This is a genomic window from Virgibacillus tibetensis (genome assembly GCF_036026595.1).
Lineage (GTDB): Bacteria > Bacillota > Bacilli > Bacillales > Amphibacillaceae > Virgibacillus_P > Virgibacillus_P tibetensis.
The window spans coordinates 129357-150285 of sequence record NZ_JARZFX010000007.1 but is presented as its reverse complement, the minus strand read 5'-3'; the positions used below and the strand labels follow the sequence as shown (position 1 = coordinate 150285).

24 protein-coding genes are annotated in these 20929 nt (G+C 37.7%); 4 read left to right on the top strand and 20 right to left on the bottom strand.

The features are described 5' to 3' along the window. Positions 1-24 precede the first annotated feature (24 nt). The 13 genes from QGM71_RS14425 to acpS form a co-directional block, all read right to left on the bottom strand. Complete coding sequence (locus QGM71_RS14425; protein ID WP_327608278.1) at positions 25-615, bottom strand: protein phosphatase 2C domain-containing protein; 591 nt, start codon at positions 613-615, stop codon at positions 25-27. A 2-nt stretch (positions 616-617) separates the two neighbouring features. Beyond that, positions 618-1409: an RNA polymerase sigma factor SigB gene (gene sigB / locus QGM71_RS14420; protein ID WP_327608270.1), complete on the bottom strand. Its 792-nt coding sequence runs from the start codon at positions 1407-1409 to the stop codon at positions 618-620. Continuing rightward, positions 1381-1857: an anti-sigma B factor RsbW gene (rsbW, locus tag QGM71_RS14415; RefSeq protein WP_327608269.1), complete on the bottom strand. Its 477-nt coding sequence runs from the start codon at positions 1855-1857 to the stop codon at positions 1381-1383. The genes sigB and rsbW overlap by 29 nt, the downstream gene beginning before the upstream one ends. Continuing rightward, positions 1857-2189 (bottom strand): STAS domain-containing protein, encoded by a 333-nt coding sequence (locus QGM71_RS14410; RefSeq protein WP_327608268.1) that lies wholly within the window; start codon positions 2187-2189, stop codon positions 1857-1859. Before QGM71_RS14410 ends, rsbW begins: the two co-directional genes overlap by 1 nt. A gap of 115 nt (positions 2190-2304) precedes the next feature. After that, positions 2305-3321 (bottom strand): PP2C family protein-serine/threonine phosphatase, encoded by a 1017-nt coding sequence (locus tag QGM71_RS14405; protein WP_327608267.1) that lies wholly within the window; start codon positions 3319-3321, stop codon positions 2305-2307. A 95-nt stretch (positions 3322-3416) separates the two neighbouring features. Next, positions 3417-3818, bottom strand: coding sequence for an anti-sigma regulatory factor (locus QGM71_RS14400; protein WP_327608266.1), 402 nt, complete (start codon positions 3816-3818; stop codon positions 3417-3419). 3 nt (positions 3819-3821) lie between these two features. Further along, positions 3822-4178 carry an STAS domain-containing protein gene (locus tag QGM71_RS14395; RefSeq protein ID WP_327608265.1) on the bottom strand — a complete coding sequence of 119 codons (357 nt, stop codon included), beginning with the start codon at positions 4176-4178 and terminating at the stop codon, positions 3822-3824. Between the two features lie 5 nt (positions 4179-4183). Further along, entirely contained in the window at positions 4184-5053 is an 870-nt protein-coding gene (locus QGM71_RS14390) for an RsbT co-antagonist protein RsbRA (RefSeq protein WP_327608264.1), read from the bottom strand. A 176-nt stretch (positions 5054-5229) separates the two neighbouring features. Then, positions 5230-5589, bottom strand: a complete 360-nt coding sequence (locus QGM71_RS14385; RefSeq protein WP_327608263.1) for a type II toxin-antitoxin system PemK/MazF family toxin — start codon at positions 5587-5589, stop codon at positions 5230-5232. 4 nt (positions 5590-5593) lie between these two features. Next, positions 5594-5878 (bottom strand): CopG family ribbon-helix-helix protein, encoded by a 285-nt coding sequence (locus tag QGM71_RS14380; RefSeq protein ID WP_327608262.1) that lies wholly within the window; start codon positions 5876-5878, stop codon positions 5594-5596. A 189-nt stretch (positions 5879-6067) separates the two neighbouring features. Further along, positions 6068-7198 carry an alanine racemase gene (gene alr, locus QGM71_RS14375; RefSeq protein ID WP_327608261.1) on the bottom strand — a complete coding sequence of 377 codons (1131 nt, stop codon included), beginning with the start codon at positions 7196-7198 and terminating at the stop codon, positions 6068-6070. Between the two features lie 692 nt (positions 7199-7890). Then, complete coding sequence (locus QGM71_RS14370) at positions 7891-8910, bottom strand: LolA family protein (protein WP_327608260.1); 1020 nt, start codon at positions 8908-8910, stop codon at positions 7891-7893. Positions 8911-9201: 291 nt separating this feature from the next. After that, positions 9202-9561: a holo-ACP synthase gene (gene acpS / locus QGM71_RS14365; protein ID WP_327608259.1), complete on the bottom strand. Its 360-nt coding sequence runs from the start codon at positions 9559-9561 to the stop codon at positions 9202-9204. Between the two features lie 134 nt (positions 9562-9695). Between acpS and QGM71_RS14360 the strand changes: the two genes are divergently transcribed. Beyond that, positions 9696-10457 (top strand): rhomboid family intramembrane serine protease, encoded by a 762-nt coding sequence (locus QGM71_RS14360; protein ID WP_327608258.1) that lies wholly within the window; start codon positions 9696-9698, stop codon positions 10455-10457. 14 nt (positions 10458-10471) lie between these two features. On the opposite strand, the gene QGM71_RS14355 is transcribed toward QGM71_RS14360, so the two are convergent. From QGM71_RS14355 to QGM71_RS14345, 3 genes are all read right to left on the bottom strand, one after another. Next, positions 10472-11920: a PH domain-containing protein gene (locus tag QGM71_RS14355; protein ID WP_327608257.1), complete on the bottom strand. Its 1449-nt coding sequence runs from the start codon at positions 11918-11920 to the stop codon at positions 10472-10474. Continuing rightward, positions 11913-12392, bottom strand: a complete 480-nt coding sequence (locus QGM71_RS14350) for a PH domain-containing protein (protein WP_327608256.1) — start codon at positions 12390-12392, stop codon at positions 11913-11915. Before QGM71_RS14350 ends, QGM71_RS14355 begins: the two co-directional genes overlap by 8 nt. A 139-nt stretch (positions 12393-12531) precedes the next feature. After that, positions 12532-14010 (bottom strand): DEAD/DEAH box helicase, encoded by a 1479-nt coding sequence (locus QGM71_RS14345; protein WP_327608255.1) that lies wholly within the window; start codon positions 14008-14010, stop codon positions 12532-12534. 561 nt (positions 14011-14571) lie between these two features. Here QGM71_RS14345 and QGM71_RS14340 point away from each other — a divergent pair. Both QGM71_RS14340 and QGM71_RS14335 read left to right on the top strand, forming a co-directional pair. After that, positions 14572-15486 (top strand): DMT family transporter, encoded by a 915-nt coding sequence (locus QGM71_RS14340; RefSeq protein WP_327608254.1) that lies wholly within the window; start codon positions 14572-14574, stop codon positions 15484-15486. Between the two features lie 87 nt (positions 15487-15573). Beyond that, the gene (locus tag QGM71_RS14335) at positions 15574-16437 is read left to right on the top strand and encodes a DegV family protein (RefSeq protein WP_327608253.1); all 864 of its coding nucleotides are present in this window, start codon (positions 15574-15576) and stop codon (positions 16435-16437) included. Positions 16438-16522: 85 nt separating this feature from the next. Here QGM71_RS14335 and QGM71_RS14330 read toward each other — a convergent pair whose 3' ends face one another. The 4 genes from QGM71_RS14330 to QGM71_RS14315 all read right to left on the bottom strand — a co-directional run bounded on the left by QGM71_RS14330 (position 16523) and on the right by QGM71_RS14315 (position 19703). Beyond that, a complete protein-coding gene (locus QGM71_RS14330; RefSeq protein WP_327608252.1) occupies positions 16523-17224 on the bottom strand; it encodes an alpha/beta hydrolase in 702 nt (233 codons plus the stop codon). 159 nt (positions 17225-17383) lie between these two features. Then, positions 17384-17878: a YppG family protein gene (locus tag QGM71_RS14325; RefSeq protein ID WP_327608251.1), complete on the bottom strand. Its 495-nt coding sequence runs from the start codon at positions 17876-17878 to the stop codon at positions 17384-17386. Between the two features lie 63 nt (positions 17879-17941). Continuing rightward, complete coding sequence (locus QGM71_RS14320; RefSeq protein WP_327608250.1) at positions 17942-18238, bottom strand: glutaredoxin family protein; 297 nt, start codon at positions 18236-18238, stop codon at positions 17942-17944. Positions 18239-18800: 562 nt separating this feature from the next. Continuing rightward, a complete protein-coding gene (locus tag QGM71_RS14315; protein WP_327608249.1) occupies positions 18801-19703 on the bottom strand; it encodes a YegS/Rv2252/BmrU family lipid kinase in 903 nt (300 codons plus the stop codon). A gap of 249 nt (positions 19704-19952) precedes the next feature. Here QGM71_RS14315 and phnD point away from each other — a divergent pair, with 249 nt between their 5' ends. Continuing rightward, entirely contained in the window at positions 19953-20864 is a 912-nt protein-coding gene (phnD, locus tag QGM71_RS14310; protein ID WP_327608248.1) for a phosphate/phosphite/phosphonate ABC transporter substrate-binding protein, read from the top strand. The last annotated feature ends 65 nt before the right edge of the window (positions 20865-20929 follow it).

The window sequence follows — 20929 nt, the reverse complement described above, 5'->3', positions numbered from 1 at the left end:
GTGCCAGCCTTTCGCATCCTCGATTTACTTGTCGTATCGCAGTGCTATTAAGGTTGTATCGTCATCTCGTACCTGCTCACTCATGTATTCGAACGCTTTGATAACTGAGTCAACATCTTTATTAAGAAAATAACGCTGGGAGAGGTCTTTATCAGACACCCCATCGGAAAACATAATAAAATTTGTTTCTGGTTCAAGCTTATCGTGTACGACCTTGAACTTCTTTGGATAACCCGCCAGGTAGCCACCATTAGGGATGCTCCGCTTTTTCTTCTGACCCTTGACCACTGTTAATACCCCAATATTTCCAATTGAAGAATAGGAATACATTTGAGAATGAAAATTCAATTTCAATATACCAAGAACAACTCCGCGTTTCTTGAATAATTGCTCGTTACACATTTTTATAAGCTGTTCCACTGTTGAGTTAACATTATTTTTTATAATATCTATAACAATCTGAGAAGATTCTTTTGCATATTCACCACTGCCTAGCCCATCTGCTATCGCACATAGAAATCCACTATCCGACTCGGTAAAATAATAACTGTCTCCACAATAATAATTTCCCTTTTTGGGCTTTTGGAAAACAGAAACCTTTACCTTCTTCACCATAGTCAATCGAAAACCTCCGTGTTTTCAGACTGAATAGCCTCTCTGAGCTTGCGTAGTGAACGCCTTTGCAGCCTTGATACATGCATTTGTGAAATACCCAGTAATTCTCCAGTTTCTTTTTGGCTCATGTTATCAAAATAAGTACACTGAAGTATTTGCTGCTCTCTTTCTGACAAAATAGGAAGTATTTTCTCCAACATCATTTTTTGATCAATGTTGTTGTAACCATCTTCCTCATCTCCAACCAAATCCAAAATAGCAACTGTGCTGCCATCCGAATCGGCTTCAATTTTTCTGTCAACCGAAAGGGCTTTGTAGCTTTTACCCATTTCCATTGTTTCCAGTACATCTTCCTCGGAAACTTCCAGGTATTCAGCTATCTCTCTTACAGTCGGGGACGTCTGATTCATTGTCGTCAGTTCATCTACTGCCTTCTTAATCTTAGGCCCCAGTTCCTTGATTCTTCGTGGTACATGGACACTCCAGGTCTTATCACGTATAAATCGCTTTATTTCACCAATAATTGTTGGGATAGCAAAAGATTCAAATGATTTACCAAATGTTGCATCATACCTTCTAACCGCAGCTAATAGTCCAATCATACCTACCTGTACAAGGTCTTCGTGAATCGCACTATTTTTCGAATACTTTCTGGCAATTGATTCAACAAGATCCTTATAGGTAAGTACAATTTTCTCCTGCACTACCTCATCAGTTGGCTCTTTTTGCAGATATTCAATCCATTGGTAAACCTCATCTCCCCCCCTATTGTGTGGTTGAGATTTGGTCGTCATCCAAGCCCACCTCAATTTCGTTAAGATACTTAGTCATTAGTACGATAACTCCATAGTTATTCTTAATTTCAACCTTATCCATAAGTGCATTGATTAGAAACAGACCAAAGCCACCCTCTCGAAGATTTTCAACAGACTCCGTACTCTTATATGGTCCAATACCATCTTTAATTTCATTTAGGTTAAAGCTTCCACCATGATCGGCCACCATAACTTCCAAGCGGTTTTCATAAACTCCAAAACCAACGGTAACTTCTCCTTCATCTGTTTCATGATAGGCATGTGTCACAGCATTTGTTATAGCTTCAGAAATTGCAACCTTTAAATCCTCAATATCTTCATAGGTAAAACCCATTCTATTTGCTATTCCAGAAATACTTAAGCGAATAACACCAACATACTCTGCTTTTGCAGGAACCTTCATCTCTATAAAATCAAATGTCTCCATTACTCATTTCCACCTCGAATTGTAGAGTTGATTTCTATAACTTCATCCAAACCGGTAATTTTAAATAACCGCAATACTTTATCTTGCAGATTAACTAATACCATCCGGCTTTTGTTTTCCTTTGTGGACTTCAATGCGCTGATAAAAACACCCAGTCCAGTACTATCCATATAATTAACATCTTCCAGATTAACCTCAACTAAGTGGCCGGCCTGTTTAACTAAAGGTAATAGCGCCTCTTTTAACTGTGGAGCCGTATATGCATCAATTTCGCCTGAAAGATTAACAATTGATTTCTCATTTGCGTCTATAACATCAACAACTAAATTCATGATTTTCCCCCTAAAAAGACTTTATTATAAGTAGGCATCCACGATGATACCATGACATGTAAAGTTAATATGATTGCAATGCTTACTTTAGTTACTTACCCAGCTAAATAAATTTTTAAACTTCTTTCCGTAAAATAAGTAATGTGAAATCATCTCTGAGTTCAAAGTTCTGCAGCCTTTCAAAATGTTTATATACATTATTCACCATTTCCTGTGCTGGAAGATTAGCGTACTGCTTAATTACATCCAAAACTTCTTCACTTTCTATAAAACGGTCGCCGTCTCTGCATTCTGTTACGCCATCGGTCAACATGATTACCATGTCCCCTTTATTAATTTGCAATTCGTATTGCTTATAATCCGTATCAGGGGAGACACCTAACACTAGCCCTTGCGTTTCAATTTCTGTAAAACTGTCTTTTTCAGCATTGTAGTAATAGCCTGGTTCATGCCCTGCTGAAGAATAGTGTAGTTTGCTTTGAGAGGGGATATATTGTGCGTAGAACATAGTAATAAACATACTTGGATCAACATTACGTTCGACAACCCTATTTAAATTCTTCAGTATTGCCTTTGGAGTCATTGATTCTTCCGGATAACTGTCCATGGAATATTTGATCATGGACATACATAGCGCAGCAGGTATGCCTTTTCCGATAACGTCTGCTACAGCTATACCTAAAGAGCCATCTTTCCCTTTTACAAAGTGGTGATAGTCTCCGTTCATTTGATGTGCGGGTACGCTGATTACACCTATGTCCAAACCTTCAATAGCCGGTTTTGTGGTCCCCAGTAGTGTATCCTGCATACTGGCAGCAACAGATATTTCTGATTTAAGTTCGTACTGTTTCTCTCTTAACATTTGAAATTCCTGATGAGCAAGACCATACGAAATCATCGCTTCCAACAGAAAACTCATCGAATGCTGAAAGTCTTCAAAAAGGTTCGGATATAACTCAGCTAATGCTTGAATATGTAAATTAACTATTTCCTCTGGAAGAATATTGCTTTTTATGAAAGACTTACTTACTTGTTCAACGCCATATAATGCCTTTTCATCTTGTGTATCAATATAATGTTTAAGTAAATCCTTGTAATTAGTAGCGTCCAATTTCTGCATAACCTCATCCATTTGCGTGTCCCCCAATTTAGAAAATCCTGTTGTAAATTTCCCTGTGATTCAGCTTTGGGTGTGAACCGATTGCACGTCCGCACCCCATATGCTTCTTACCTTATCCATTTTACTGTTTTTATTCGAGTTCCTTTTCCTACTTCGGTGTGTAAGTCAAATTCATCCATAAGGCGTTTTACACCCGGGAGACCCGCTCCCAGTCCGCCAGAAGTTGAATAACCGTCCTGCATCACTTGACTAATGTCATCAATACCCGGGCCATTGTCTATAGCAACCATGCACATCCCTTTATGCTCCACATTATCTATTAATTCAAAGCATATTTGACCGTTTTCAGCATATAAGTATATATTACGAGCTAATTCGGATATTGCGGTTGCTATTCTTGCCTGGTCAACTGTGCCAAAACCAACTGTTTTTGCAATGTCACGGCCTAATTGCCTGGCTCCAACAATATCCCACTCCTTTTGAATATTCACACACGTTTGGGGTTTCATCTATTATTCCCCCAATTCCTGGTAAAGTTTAATAAGACCTTGTTCCAGATCAAGTGCAGTTGGGACATTCTGCATATGAATACCCAGATCAATTAATGTCATTGCAACTGCGGGTTGAATACCAGTTAATACTACTTTCGCCCCCATGAGATCAGACATAGTTACCACGTCGCCCAGAACCTTTGCAATAAAGGAATCTATAATATCCACCGATGTGAGATCTATTACTACTCCAGATGAACCACTCTTATGAATTTTATTTAATAGGTCTTCTTGGAACTGTATAGCCGTGTTATCATCAATCTCAGTTTGGATTGAAATTAATAAATAGTTGTGTAACTTAAGTATAGGTATTCGCATTACGATCACTCCCCTTGTATAGACTCGATCATTCGTTCAATACTTTCGTCTTTTCTTTCAAGGTCAACTACTTTTCTGTTAGTAATCTCCAAAGCTTTAGTAAATCCTTTTTTCAAAGAACTCTTTGTCGGGAATTTAGCCAGATCAATACCGAGATTTACAATTGTCTGAGCTATTTCAGGACGGATACCAACAAGTATACATGTTGAACCAATTAGACGAACAGCTTCAGCAGCCTGTATGATGTGATTGGCTACCATGGTGTCTACTACTGGTACACCGGTAATATCAATTAACACAACTTCAGAATTGTGTTTAATAACTCCCTCTAGAAGGTTTTCCATTATTAACTTTGCTCTCTCGGTATCTATTGTCCCAATTAACGGCATGACTGTGATACTGTCCATGACCGGGATTAAAGGAGCAGACAATTCCTGTAAGGCAAGGCGCTGAAGTGATACAATATGTTCCCAGCTGCCTGAATATTCATTTACTAACTGACGAATAAGGGGCTCCACCCACAAGTCAACGCTCTTAAGTACATTTGATATAAAAGCCGAGTCTACTTGTTCTGACTGACTTAATATGTAATTTACTGTAACCCTTCGAAATACTTGCAAGCCATCGGTGATATAGCTTAACGGCCAGCCAAGATTAATAATTTTTTCCGAAAAGTCTTCCACAGCTTTCGAGGAACCTTCATTTTGTATGCTCGTAAAAATTACGTTAACAAACTCTCTGTTCGTGCTCTCGAATAAATCTGTCGAAATATTTGCAGTATAGTTACCACCTTTCAACGAATTAATTTCCATCATCCACTGCTCAACAATTATATCACTGTTTTCTATGACTACTTTTTTGAACTTCTGATTCATCGTTTTACCCCCATCAAATGGCTTTTTAATGTATGATTATTGTAGTTTACTACGTGTTTTTGTGCAATTATGATACACTCTCTCTAAATTTAACAATCTTTAGGTCCGACATCAAGTGAATTGTTTATTCCCGCACACAAAAAATACCCCTGTATCATATTAACAAGGGGCATCGCCTATTGATCATATAAGTCCTGAAGACCGAGACTTATTTCTAATGCTTGATCGATCTTTTTCATCATTTCATTGTCTAGTTTTGTTATTTTATCAGTTAAACGCTGCTTATCCAACGTCCGGATCTGTTCCAGTAAAATCACAGAATTACGGTCAAATCCATAACGCTTAGCATTTATTTCTACATGTGTAGGTAGTTTCGCCTTTTGTATTTGTGCAGTTATAGCTGCAACAATAACAGTAGGACTAAACCTGTTTCCAATATCATTTTGCAGGATCAATACTGGGCGTACGCCTCCCTGCTCTGATCCGACTACAGGGGATAAGTCGGCGAAATATACTTCGCCTCTTTGAACAATCAAATTGTTACACCCCGATCACAGAGCGCTCTAAAGTGTTTTCAGCCTCCTCTTCGGCCTGAAAAGCTTCTGATGCTATTGTTAGATTAATGCGGCCCATTTCCTGGTAACCCTTTTGCATAGTTTCACGAAATTGCTGAATATGCTCATCTTTCTTGTGCTGCAGATAGTTTCTTGTTGCCTGACATATGAAGTCACTTAAATCGCTGTTCTCATATTTCATTAATCCATCCACCTCACTTAATAGGTTTTTTGGTAACTTTACCAAGATCTCTTGTAAGCTCTCTGACAAAACCATGCACCTCCGCCAACTGTTGAACGAACTTTATAAAAGTCCTATTAATAATATCATTGAATCCGGGCGTTTGCAAAGAGATGTTGACAATTTTTCTAAAAAAATCTCTTTTTGTCGTTTAATAATACTAGGAAGTGGTATATAAACTTATTGCTATTGCTATTATAGATTAAGAAAACTGGTATTTCAAGTCGCTCTATATACGCGAGGAACTCTCTGGTTAATTATACATGGTATTTCATAATTTATTGTTTCTACATAATCTGCTATTTCGTCCATTTCAATTCTGGCATTATCCTGCTCTCCAATAAGCGTTACTTTGGTTCCCACCAGGTATTTCTTATCTAATCGTATCATAGTTTGATCCATGCAAATTCTTCCTACAATTGGCATTCGTTTCCCATCCACCAATACAGAACTGCCTTGAAACTTTCGTATCCATCCATCTCCATAGCCTATAAGAATAGTACCAATCCATTCATCTTCTTCTGTAACGTAGGTTGATCCATAACTTATCGACTCCCCTGCTGGCACCTTTTTAATATGAATTAATCTGCTATGAAGAGAAAAAGCTTGTTTAAGCAGAATTTCCTTTCCTTCTTTAACTGCTCCAGAAGGGTACAATCCATACATCGAAATACCAAAGCGGACACAATCATACATTTCATTGGGCAAGCGGATGGCACTGGCGCTATTACCAATATGAACAGCTACCTTATGGGGCCATAACTCTTTAAATAAGAACAACATATCTTCAAATCTTTTCTTTTGTTTGTAAAAATAGGTCATATCAGCTTCATCAGCTGTTGCAAAATGTGTATATACTCCTGTTAAATATATGCTTTGATTTTCGTTTAATGCATGAAGAATATCCTTTAATTCCTCTGGGGTACGAATACCAACCCTCCCCATGCCAGTGTCCCACTTCATATGAAGCTTTAATTTACTAGTTAACGGAAGGGAGTTTACTTCTTCAAGCCATTCTTTTTGGAAGAAAGTTAACGCAATATCATTATCAGCAGCGACTGCAGCAGCACTGGCCGGAACTCTTCCCAATACTAATATTGGAGCAGTAATAGAAGCTTCACGAAGATCGAGAGCTTCCTCGAGTAATGCAACTGCCAGAGCTTCAGCTCCGGATTCCAATGCCTTTTTTGCAACTTGTATACTCCCATGACCATAGGCGTTCGCCTTTACTACTGCAACTACAGTGGTTTTTTCAGGTAATTTTTCTTTTATTTGATTTATATTGTATTCAATTGCATCCAGGTCTATTTCTGCCCATGTATCTCTATAAAAAGTATTCGTATTCGTCACACTACAAGGCTCCCTTCACTTTCAAACTAAAAGTCTTTTCTATTATTTCTCTTAGTATAAGAGCTGTCAAATTATTATATCCATCTTCTCAGCCGATTCTAGGAACAAAGGCGCAAGCGCCCGTTTAGGGACGTACGGACTGCGCCCGCGAACCCGAGGATGGGTCGACGTAGTCGCTCAGGAGAGGCGTAGTTAATCGATCTTCCACTGCCGCAGGAGATTCACTCCAGAGTATAAGATTCACTTAGACTTTCGCCATTTCTGGCGATAAGTCAAGTGAATCTAAAAGGAAACATGCTCACTTCTAGGGGTATGCCGGCGCCTGAGCACAAGCCCGGTTTTAGTCGGCCTTCCTTTTTATTTCTTGAACCGATGTTGAGTTAGATTACGGAGGTGAAGGAAGTCTCGCTAGTCCTTGGGCGCCGGCCGATAAAAACGCCACGTCCTTGAAAAAGAAAAGCTCTTTTCCTGCGTGCGATGCATCTCACAGATGCCTTCTTTATCCTGTGGCTTCATCGGCACTAGGACGTCCTGGGACTGCGCACTGCTCGTCCCATCGAAAACATTTGTCCGTCGAAGCTGGACGTGGCTGTTTAAGTTTAAGAATTAATTGCAGCCAAAAACTTTATACTTTCCTTTAAAAATAAAAAGCAGACCCCACTTCAGTTTGAGTCTGCTAACCATCACTCCATTTATTTAACTTCTTTACTTTCAACAGATTGTGCTACTTCGATTAGTTCAGCCTTTGTCAGCTGATCACTTGCTAATATGAAGTCGACACCATCATGGCTCCACTCCAAGGTATTATTGGAGAGTGCTGCAACTGTATGACCCAGGTTTACAATATCTCCCCGCACTTCTTTTGGAGACGAGAAGGTTGGCAGAACCGTCGATTTTTCTTCCACTAAAGTAAAATTCTTTTCCCCTGAAAAGGTTAAGATTACCCGTTTACCATTCTCTAAATCCACTTCCCTCTTTTCAGCTAATTCAGCGCCTGCCTTGTATAAAGGATATACGACCGTTAAGTCATCGTCCGTTACCTCTCCAGAGACAGGCTCATCTATAGTACCACTGGCCATGTTTTTATCCATTGTAAAGTCATCGTCCTCAAAAGTAACTTGCATTTCAAATGTAGAGAATTTCACTTCAACTAGTGCATTTCTATCCTGATCCATTACTTTTACGAGAACTGGTGTATATGTCTTTTTATCAAAATGGATTTCTTGAAATGGTAGATTGTTATTGCTTTGGTAATTTGTTTTCGTCTTAAAGATATAACTTGAATCATTCGTTTCAAACTCCGCTTCACTATCGCTCATAACATCCTTTACAAGTGATTGATACAGATATGGCTGACTACTATTATCCGGCCATTCCGATTGAAATTTAAAGCTTTTATTTAAAGCAGGCGTAAGCACAAAAACACCATCGTCATTTTTTAAAATGATTTGATTTCCCTTTTCGTCCTGATCATTCTGCAGGGAAACACGGTACAGTTCTTCTTTCTTATGCCAAATATCTATAGTAAACTTTTGTTCTTCCTGTCCCGTATTCATACTCATCTCGGCCTTGGCCTTGTATCCACTCATATCCTCCATGCTCTCTTCCAACTCTGAAACAACGTCTTCTTTGGATTTTTCACCGCCACAAGCCGATAATAATAAAACGAAGCCACTAGCGACGATTATCCAAATAACATACATTCTTTTCATGGACATATCTCCCTTGTCTCAATTCACAAAGGGAACGTTATCCCGCATTACATAAAAAATATACGATAAAAGCGTCTATTCTTCGGTCACTTTTAGCTAGTACTTGTAATTCATCCCTCCTTCTTTTCAGGACGTAACCGATCCTGTACTGCACACAGCCCCAGCACATTTTACTCCAAACTAATTGTGACCCTACCGTTTATTTTTTTGCGGTGACAATACAAACTTTGTTCCCTTCTACCCGCAGTAAAATATATGAGACAACCCTGCTAATTATGAATGCACGTCCTATTATTTCTCTTCAATTATTACTTGCGCAGTAGCGTATTCCCTGCTATGCGCTATAGAAATAAAAATATTATAAGCCTCATATCCTTGTACTTGTACTAAAGGAGCACCTTGCTCATTAGGCAGAACTTCAATATGTTGAAAGCTCAATTTCCCAATTCCACTTCCAGTTGCCTTGGCAAAAGCCTCTTTAGCAGCAAATCTTCCTGCAAGAAACTCAACTTTTCTTCGGCTATTTTGCAGGCTAATAAACACTTCCTTTTCTTTTTGTGTTAAAATTCGTTCAACAAACCGTTTATTTTTCTCCATGCTGTTTTGAATTCGTTTCAGCTCAATTAAATCAATTCCAATACCTTTTATCATTTTTATCTACCCTTCTATCCATAGAATTCATATCCTTGTATTTCATATGTAAATTTTAGTAAGCTATTAATGGTCATATACTCGACACATACCTATTAAAATAATAGTACTTATATTAGTTCAGGGGGACAACAATGTTTATTCGAACAGAAAGAAGTATAAAAGAGTTTGTTCAGTTTTATCCTATTGTAGCAGGACTGATTATTATTCACTTGGTATTATGGTTATTGATTGATTTCCTTCGATTACCATTTGGCATTGAACTATATCAGTGGGGTGCTGGTAATAATCTATTCATTCATAATGGCGAATACTGGCGACTAATAACATCCATATTTCTGCACGGTGGACTAATGCATGCGCTGTTTAATTCCTTTGCCCTTGTGTTATTTGGTCCTGCTTTGGAACAAATGCTTGGAAAATTTAAGTTTATTATTGCATATTTAGCAGCAGGTTTGGCTGGTAACATCGCAACCTATGCTATTGCCCCAACCGCTTTTTATTTTCATATAGGAGCATCGGGAGCTGTTTTTGGTCTATTTGGGATCTATGCCTTTATGGTTGCATTCCGCAAGCACCTAATTGATCAGGCAAATTCGCAAATTGTCATGACTATATTTATTATTGGACTAATTATGACATTCGTCCGCCCGAATATAAATATATATGCACATATTTTCGGTTTTATCGGAGGTTTTGCATTGGCTCCCTTAGTATTATCGGGAGTTAGAGCCTATTCGCCCTGGAGGAATCGGCAATATCAGGATGATGGATCTATTCAGTTTGATCCGAACCGCTGGCGAAAAAAGCGGATTCCGCAGAAAATAAAGAAAAACATATTGTGGATTGTATTGGGAATCCTTGTTTTACTAGGGATTTGGAGTAGACTAACATGAAAAACCTGGCATTATTAAACCAGGTTTTTTGTTTTATAGGAATACCACTCAGACAAACCGACTACCTTTGAATCATCAAGATCTTTTATAACATAATGCTTCCCTGCACCTAATACACCAACAATTGATAACCTCAGCGTTGTCAGGCTCTGAACTTTTTGAATAGGATTTTGTTCTTTCTCAAATGCTTGGAGGCGTTTGTGATAAATAAACATTGTAACCTTGCTAAGTATCCGGTACCGGACTGTTAAGCGTTCGCCTTCTATTTGAAATCCTGCATCCTGATAACGCAAAAATCCAATAGACGAACTGCCAAGCAATAATACGATAGGTACCCAAAGGTATTGAGGAATGAAGTACGCAATACCAGCTCCAATTAGTATAAAAGGGAATGTGGCGCGAAATAGGTAAAATTTCAAACCGCGCCTTGGTATTGGCGTCATTTCTTCAACATGTTCTGCATATTCAGGCAATAGTTCCTTTAGAAAATCGTTTACTTCTCCTTTTTTCATTATCGGAAATAAAACAGTGGAGAAATCCTCCCCCTTATCAAATGATCCACCAGCTACTTCGGCGAACAATGTTACAAAGCCTAATGGCTGCCTAATAACGCTTTCCCGAATGCCCACTGCTTGAATTCTTTTTCTAGGAATGGTTATTTGCTTCTTTTCTATTAATCCACGAGTAATGAACAGTTCATCGTTAGTTTTCTTCGTGATGGTGAAATTCCCATATTTTATCATCGTACCAGCGATACCCAGCAGCCAAAGGAAGATCAAAATGATGAACAATAGTCCAGCTATGATTATAATACTTAACCCAACTACCCATTGGATGGTGTTGTCATAAAATTCCTTTGGTATAAATTGCTCTAATTCGGATATACCAAAGACTGCAAATGCCAAAATAATTCCAATGCTTCCCGATGTGGAACCCGCCAAGAATAAACGCTTAAAAGTAATTTGATAGAATGGTTCCGGTGATTCCTCTAACACGCCCTCATGAACTTCATCTGATAGGCTACCTTTTCTTACTTCTTTCAATTCACTCCTTAATCGCTCACCTTCCGCGAGTCTGACTGCTTTCAAGGAGGCTTCCGCTCTTGTACCGCTACCTGCAGTCTCAATTTGAACCTGTACCAATTTAAAAACCCGATGAATTACACCAGCAGTTAAATCAATGGATTGAATGCGGTTTTTAGAAATATACCTCTTCTTTCGAATAAAAATACCATATTCTATTCTAAGTTCATCGCCTTCAACCCGATAGGTAAAACGATACCAGGATAAAATACTGAAGATAACCAATAGAAGAATGATAATGGACCCGATTAGTATAAAGTAAAATAATGGACCATCTCTTAGAGTTATAAATCCAAGCACAACTGCAAATAGCGCTTCCTTGATAACACGTACAAAGTTAAACAGAATGGCTGCGGGATGTAATCTTTGCTGCTTAGACATCATCTTCATCCACCCTTGCTAATGCTGAAATTCGATCACGGAGATCTGAGGCATCTTCCTCCAGCAAGGCCGGTATTTCATGCGTTGTAGCTGCAGTTGATATCGTCACACTAGCCAACTTGAATTTTTTTAATACAGGGCCCTGCTTCGTGTCTACATGTTGTACACGTATCATTGGCACTAGCGTTCGCGAAACAATTAAAATCCCATGCTGTATATATATCTCCTGTTCGAACACTTCATAACGCCATCTTCTCCAACGTATTTTTGGAAAGAGAAAAACAAATAAATAAGTACTCAGTCCACTAACAACCGCTCCTATGAGCATGTACCAGAATGAAAATGAGTACATTGAAGTCATAACAGCTATTCCAATAGTTAGTAACCAAAGAATTCCTACAAAAAAGGCCGCAGTTATTTTCCATGCCTTGATTGCATCTCGAGCTATTCTGTTCACCGGGGGTTGTCTCATGCAAGTTACCTCCTGTTTCTTTTACATTACTATGTAGTACGTTTCATTGGTTGTAAAGGTTCTAATGAAAAAAAGCTCCTTTGAAAGGGAGCTTTTTATTATATCAATTACTTAACAGACGCTTAAGCTTTTGTTTCTATTAATCGCGGTTTCTGCGTTTTTGGAAGTTCCCTTTGCGGTTTCTTCCACCTGCAGATGAAGCTTGACTTCGTCCGCCTTGACCTTGACCACCGCGTTTTCCACTAAACCGCTTATTGTTAGGACGGCGATTATCATTAGAACGTTGTGGCCCTTTTACACTGATAGGTGCTACAGAAGAAATGGATACAGGTGTATCTCTTCTTTCTTTCGTAAGCAATTTCAATGCAGCTGCTATAACAGTAATCGAGTCATTCTCTTGCAGCAACTCATTTGCTGTCTCATGATATGATTTTAATTCATCTTTTTCAATTGTTTTTAATAATTTATCTACTGTTACTTGTTGCTGCCCACGTTGTGCATCCTGATTAGTAGGAGGCATTAGGCGCTTCATCTTACTTTTTGTCGTTCTTTCAATTAATTGCAAATGACCCATTTCTCTTGGAGTAATGAAGGAAATAGCTTCACCAGTACGTCCAGCTCTACCTGTACGTCCAATTCTGTGCACATAACTTTCCGGATCCTGAGGGATGTCAAAGTTATATACATGGGTAACTCCACTAATATCCAAACCACGTGCAGCCACGTCGGTAGCAACTAATACTTCTACACGTCCGCTCTTGAATTTATTCAGCACAGACATACGTTTTCCCTGGGTTAAATCTCCATGAATACCTTCTGCACGGAAACCTCTTGCTTGTAATCCCTCAGTGATTTCATCTACGCGTTTTTTCGTTCTGCTGAAAATGATCGATAAAACTGGCGCATTGATATCCATATGATTATTCAGTGTCTCGAATTTATATTTCTCTGGGATCTCCACAAAATACTGATCGATGTTTTCCACTGTCATTTCTTTTGCTTTTACTTTAATTTCTTTAGGACTTTTCATTAAATTTGTTGCAATATCACGAATTTCTCTTGGCATAGTTGCCGAGAATAGCAATGTTTGTCTTTCTTCAGGGATGCCCTTCAGGATGTCCCGAATATCATCGACAAATCCCATATTTAACATTTCATCTGCTTCATCTAGTACAGCAGTTTGCACTTTATCAATACGAATCGTTTTCCTGCGCATATGATCGAGCAGTCTACCAGGGGTTGCTACCACAATCTGCGGACCATCTTTTAGTGCGCGGATCTGCCTGTCCATGTGTTGACCACCATATACTGCCAGTGCACGAACGCCTGCAAATTTCGCTAGTCGGTTAAGTTCTTCTGCTACTTGAATTGCCAGTTCACGCGTAGGCGCTACTACCAACCCTTGAATTTTTCTTTCTTTTGAATCAATTTTTTCAATCATAGGAATACCAAATGCTGCTGTTTTTCCTGTACCTGTTTGTGCTTGCCCAATAACGTCGTTCCCTTGCATTGCAAGAGGAATTGTCTCTGCTTGAATCGGCGTCGCTTCTTCAAACCCCATTTTTTCCAATGCTTTCATAATAGAGCTTGATACACCTAGTTCATTAAATTTTGTCACCTAATAGTCTACTCCTTTTTTTTTGTAGATTTATTCGAAAAAAGGCCTTAAATTTTTATACTTTAGTTATCTAAAAATATTATTCCCACTTTATTTTGGAGGTAAACGTTACCCCTGTTTTTAAGGGAATATAATAAAATTGATTATCTCATTTATCGTTATATTCTTTTATAAAGTACTACTTGAAAAATGGTTTTTCACTACTAACAGCTAAAACCGTCTTCCTTATTATACTTTAAACCCCGGAAATTAATTCTCCCCTAAAGTACAAAAAGGCATCACCTATTTTTGGTAAGAGGCCTCAATCGAAAAACTCATGCATGTTATATCATAACACATATTTCCTAATGTTACTAACAGCACAAAACAAACTTCGCTTACAAATTGTATTTCCTTCACAGAGTCTCCTTTTAACTTCCTCAACTTTCTGCCGGAAAAAGGGAGATAAATGATTTTTTATTTATGCCATGGTAAAATAAAAAAATATACAAGTCAGCAGAAATCTAGAATCGGCAAATAAAATTGCCTTTGTTATAGCTGTATATTGCAAGGAGGGTTTGTATGCGTATTCCTCCGTTTAATCCATACATAGCGGTTGTAATTGGTGTCATCTCAGTGTCTACTTCAGCTATTTTAGTAAAGCTTGCTGGGAACGCACCGGCAGCGATAATTGCAAACTATCGTTTATTATTCGCTGTTTTATTAATGTTACCTATTATATTAAGTAAATACCGTCATGAATTTCGGCTAATTAATAAAAAGGATTGGATTCTTTCCATATTTGCCGGTGTATTTTTAGCTTTACATTTTATTCTCTGGTTTGAATCTTTAAACTACACATCTGTAGCCAGTTCTGTAGTGCTTGTTACTTTACAGCCTATATTTGCATTCTTGGGAACCTACTTCTTTTTCCAGGAACGTTTTTCATCAGGTGCTGTTATCAGTATGGTTATCGCATTGTTTGGAAGCGTTGTTATTAGTTGGGGTGATTTCCAAATAAGTGGGGTTGCCTTATTTGGTAACATGCTTGCATTACTAGGGGCAATAGCCGTTACTGCATACTTTTTATTTGGTCAGCAGGCAAGAAAGAGACTATCCCTTATGACGTACACATTTGTCGTATATGGAATAAGCTCAATTACATTAATTCTTTATAACCTGGTTCTGCAGAATCCCTTTTTCGGATACCCAGCCGATCATTGGTGGCTGTTTTTGGCTCTAGCTATTATTCCGACTTTCTTTGGTCACACGCTGTTCAATTGGGCTCTGAAATGGCTCAGTACCTCTACCATCTCTATGGGGATTGTATTTGAACCTATTGGTGCCACAGTGCTTGCCTATTTCATCTTAGGAGAAATCGTTACATGGACCCAACTATTAGGTGGTTCGATTGTTATTTTTGGCTTGTTCTTATTCATCATGAGCACGTCAAGAAAGTCGAGAGTTACTATTTCACAAAAGGCACCAAGAAATTAAACATATTTGAAAGTTATCTGTACTATCTAATATAAATAACTGATATACTAAACCAAACTAATCATTACTAAAGAAGAAGGTGATGTCATGACCATTCAACTTATGACTGATGGAGGAGCAGATATTCCACAAGCATTAACTGACTCGTTGGATATTATTGTCGTACCATTATATTTACATTTTAAAGATAATCAATATAAAATTGGAGTAGACATCGATCTGCAGACCTTTCATCAAAAAGTAAAAGAAACAAATGAATTACCACGTTCTGCAGCACCCAGCCCCAATGATTTTTATGAGGCGTTCAAGCAGGTTGATGCCCAAACGCCAATTCTCATGCTAAGTTTGACTAAAGGGTTAAGCAGTACATATGAGAATGCAGTTATTGGAAGAACAATGTTAATAGAAGAAGAACCAGACCGAAGAATCGAAATAATTAACACCAAAACAGCTTCATGTGGAATAAGCCTTTTATTACACGAAGCAAGTGTGAAAATGAATGAGAACTATTCATTGGATGAACTTGTAGAACACCTTCATGAACGGGTAGAACAAACCACAACACTTTTCGTTTTGAAAACATTGGAAAACTTAGTCTTAGGCGGTCGACTGGATAAAGTGAAAGGCACTATTGCTAAGACACTCAATATTAAGTTACTAATGAAAGCAAGTGATGATGAAGGTTCTATTGAAGTAACTGAAAAAGTTCGTGGTGACAAAAAATCAATCCGACGATTTATCGATCAAATCGGAGAATACACCAAAAATGTCGAAGATAAAGTAATTACGATGACTCATTGCAATGCAGAGGATCGCGCAAAAAAGGTGCTCTCTGATATACGGAGCAAATACCCATTTAAGGATGCATACTTGAGCGAAACCGGACCGCTTATTTCAACTTATGGCGGTGAAGGTGCTTTAGTAATTTCTTTCTTTAAAGATAATAAATAGTAGAACATGCAAACCATCTTTGGTCACTCTATATTTTCACAAGATAGAGAAAGCATCAGCTCATATTCCCATGGGCTGATGCTTCTTAATTTTGTTCTTTCGGCTTCATTAAAAAGTTATAAACCATTGTGTTCAGAGTGTCCCGGTCATCCCCTAAACAAATTAAATGCCTTGACCTCTCAAAAAAAACAACTTCCTTTCGCTTGGAACTAATCTCTTTGTTTAAATAGTATGCAGTCTTAAAAGGTACCATACCGTCCTGCTGTCCTTGAGCAATTAATACTGGGGAATCAATCTTTTTCAGATAACGGCGCGTAAACTTCACTAACTTTAAAAACTCTAAATTTGCTGTAAATGGAACAGATCCTACTTTCTTTTTATAATGAATGTAAAGTTTATTTTTTTTCAGATTTCCATTAACTCCATCCGCCAGCATTCCTGCAGCATCAATACTCAGCTGCTTAAAAGATAAATACTTACCAGATGGCGCTAAGAGCACAAGCTTATCTACTTTATATTTAGCTGCTAAGTAGGCAGCAATCATTCCTCCCATTGAAAAGCCAATAAGATAAATTTCATCATATTTATTTTTCAATTGTTTTAATGAGCTTTCTGCTGCTGTAATCCACTTTTTATGTGACACGTCCTTCAAATTAAGTTGTCTTCCGTGTCCAGGTAAAGTTGGGACTTCAATGTGCCAGTTGGTGTTTTCTTTAAGAAAATTTGCTAATGGATCTACTTCATATGGGCCACCGGTATACCCGTGGATAACCAAACATCCAATCATAATGATTCTCCTTATTTAGCTGTATAGTATCTTTTACCCGCTTTCGGTTAAAATATTACTTATAGCTACATATACCCCTTTTATTCTCTTTCCAATACTACATTTTTCTTACAATACTTAGAATGAGTGAAAAATTGGTGGCAACCGCTTCGTTTCACATTATCTGAAATTTTTCATCAGCGCACCGAACTGTTTAACAATTGGAGATACTTGATGATACGTATTGGCCAGTTGACCTACAGTAGATAACATTTTATCAAAGTCAACTTGACCATCCTGGCTCTGAAAGTAACTCATAAGTCCGTTGCTGGGGTTGGGATTTATGCTTGGATTAGGATTTGGGTTTGCAAATGGATTTGGATTCTGGTTTGGGACAGAATGAGGATTAAGGTTTGCGTTCTGGTAAGTATAATGCTGATTATAGTCAGGGTTTTTATTTAATGGATAATTTAAATCCGCATAGTACGCGTTTGTTTGCATATAATCGGGCCAATTCGTAGGTTGTTGTGGTTTAGCAAACTGTTCATAAGGAGTTTGATGGTTGGCTGGCCCATTAAATAAAGTTGCTGTATTATAGGGTTGCTGCGTATAAGGTTGATTTAAGTAAGGAAAACCAGGATGCACAGACTGCTCATAATAAGGCCGGTTATACATTTGTAAACACACCTCTTCCTTTTTTCACCTACAATAAGTTATGCAGGTATTTTTAGAAGTGTGTTAACTTTCCTTGTTATTTTCGTCCGCATAATTGTAATACATTAATAGGTCATCCCTCTCACTTAACGCATAGAGGATCCTGTCTTTCTGGTAGCCTAGAATCGGATTTCGCTCATTTTCTATAAATGTAGCAGGTGTTCCATAAATACCCAAATTTTGCAACTCGCTCCTGTATTTATTGTCAGTTGTAATATTTTTTATTTCATAGTTAATCTCCCATTCATCCATTTGTGTTAAAAGCTTTTCACATTGTTTACTATTATCACTTACGTAAATTTGCACTTTCTTTTCGCTCATCGGTGAGTCCTCCTAGATGTGATCTATGGTTAATATTAATAATCACATTTACCCATATTTACCCGTTCCTTAAACGAGATAAACGTAAATATTTCATTTTAGTTACACTAATATTACGTAACTGTACATTTAAACCTTTAACAGCATACTTTGGTTATGTAACCTAAATAAAAGAAAGCAAAACATTTATCTTATAAAGATAAATATCTTGCTTTGCTAATACGTCCATCCTTAGAACATACTTTGCGAATGAGTAATTCTTTTTCCTCTAATTTATTTACAACGTATGTAATACTACCACTCGTCAGCAAGATTCCTCTATTTTCTACAAAGGCTGTTCCCCTCGGTGATAAAAAATTCCAAAACAGCACAATCAGTAAGGCTTAAACGAGAAATCTTGCTATTTTTCAAAAGATGGTCGTTCCATGTAATTCACTTCTCTCTTTTTAATATGAGGGTATTCATTTTCTTTTGCACCCAGCCCATTACTGTTTGTTAATACATATACGAATCGATACACAAAAAGGTTTCATTTAAGGCTGAGCAATCCGTTTGTCTTTTTTCACGAACGAAAGGATCCCTGAATCATTTGCAGGTGACTTGGTAGGATTTCAATAATAGATGGCGTTGTTTCATTAATCTCACCATCCATATCAATTTCCTTTGTTTCATCAGTATTAATTACTAATTCAGTTGCCTGAAAATGTTTGAGCTCAGAAAATTCCTTATCATAAAACTCAGGGTTGTTCATTGCAAGTAATTCACGAAAGGACGCTATGTTTGAGTTTTTTACAATTAATATATCAAGCTTGCCGTCGCTTGGATCAACTGTTGCAATTGGAAGCTCCTTTGTACCTAAGAATTTTCCGTTTAAGACAAGCACCATTACAGCCTCTCCCTCGTACTGATTATTTAATGTCTTGATGTCGTATGTAAAGGGCTCGGCTTGGCTTACTGTCCTTAAAGTGCTCATAAAGTAACTCAGCACACCGAAGTTTTCCTTTTGATCTTCGTCAATGTTTTGCGAAGTCTCGGAAACAAGCCCAATCCCCCAAAAGTTCAGGAAATAAGTGCTATTTGATTTCCCTATATCAATAGGTACTGCGTCACCTTCCACAATTGCTGTCGCAGCAGCATACAGATTCTGGGGGATACGCAGCATTCTGCTGAAATCGTTGGATGTACCTCCTGGTAATATCGCTACTACCGGTCGACTCTCCAGAGCAGCTATACTGTTTATACATGTATGGACTGTTCCATCACCTCCTAAAATTATTAAGAGATCAATTTTAGAAGCAAAGGCAATACATGTTTCTTTGGCCTCCTTACTTGATTTTGTCTGAACAATAGTTAGCTCTCTAATTGCTTTCGTGATAATAGGCAATGTTTGCGATAACTTTTGTTCCATATCATTTTTACCTGCATTTCCATTATACAAAAATAGCGCTTTTTCATATTTAGGCATTTACTCTCTTCCCTTCTCTTATTTACTATTCATTTCCTTCTTATCTGGCAAAGAAACCTTTAATTAGGAATGATTTTTATACAAAAAGATAGCTGATAGGCCAATCAAGTTATCCTAGTTGTCAATTTTCAGATGAAAATATGTAAATTTTTTGTAAAACTTAAAAAATAGGCTAGTATTCTTGTTCTAAATAGGATTTAATAAAGAGGTACTATTAATTAAGTTTTCATATTACATAGGAGGGTCAAGATGAAAAAACTTTATAGTCTAATGCTTGTGTTAAGTTTCTCATTAATATTAGCTGCTTGTGGAACTTCTGAGGGTAATGGCAGTGGAGATGAAGGAACACCGGATACTTTAGTAATGGGATTTGTGCCATCACAGGATTCTGACAAAATTGCGGACACAGTAGAGCCATTAGCCGAGCGTTTAAGTGAAGAACTGGGTATTGATGTACAAGGTAAAGTCATGACAAATTATAATTCTCTAGTTGAAGCAATGGGAGCTAATCAGGTGCAAATTGGTTTTGTCCCTGCATTTGGTTACGTTCTGGCAAACGAGCAATATGATGTTGAAGTAATCTTAAAATCTATCAGATACGGATCTAGTTCCTACAAAGCACAATATCTGGTACGTTCAGATTCTGGTATCAATAGTTTTGAAGATCTTAAAGGAAAAGTTTGGGCTTATGGAGATAAAGGATCGACTTCAGGCTATCTATTCCCTGCCAGCCAATTAATGAAAGAGTTCGATTTTGATTCTGGATCAGAATTAGAAAGTGAATTTTTCTCCGGAACACAACAAACCGGTGGTCATGATAACTCAGCACTTGCCGTATATAATGGTGACGCTGATGTAGCTACCACATTTGATGACGTCCGTACAGAACTTGAAGAGGAATATCCTGATGTAATGGACGTGCTAACTGTACTAGACTACACCGATGAAATTCCAAATGATACGATTTCTGTTACGAAAGAGCTTGATGATGAGTTAGTTCAAAAGATCAAAGAAGCCTTCCTGTCTTTCAATGATGACGAGGATATGATTGAAATTATGAATGAGGTTTATAATTGGAATGCAATTGATGAAGCATCAGACGAAGAGTACGACATCGTAAAAGAGACATACCAAGAATTTAAAGATGATATTTCACTTTAACCTAAGAGTAACCGAATATTTATAAAAATTAAAAGGGAGAGGTTTATCTCCCTTTTTTTCCTAAT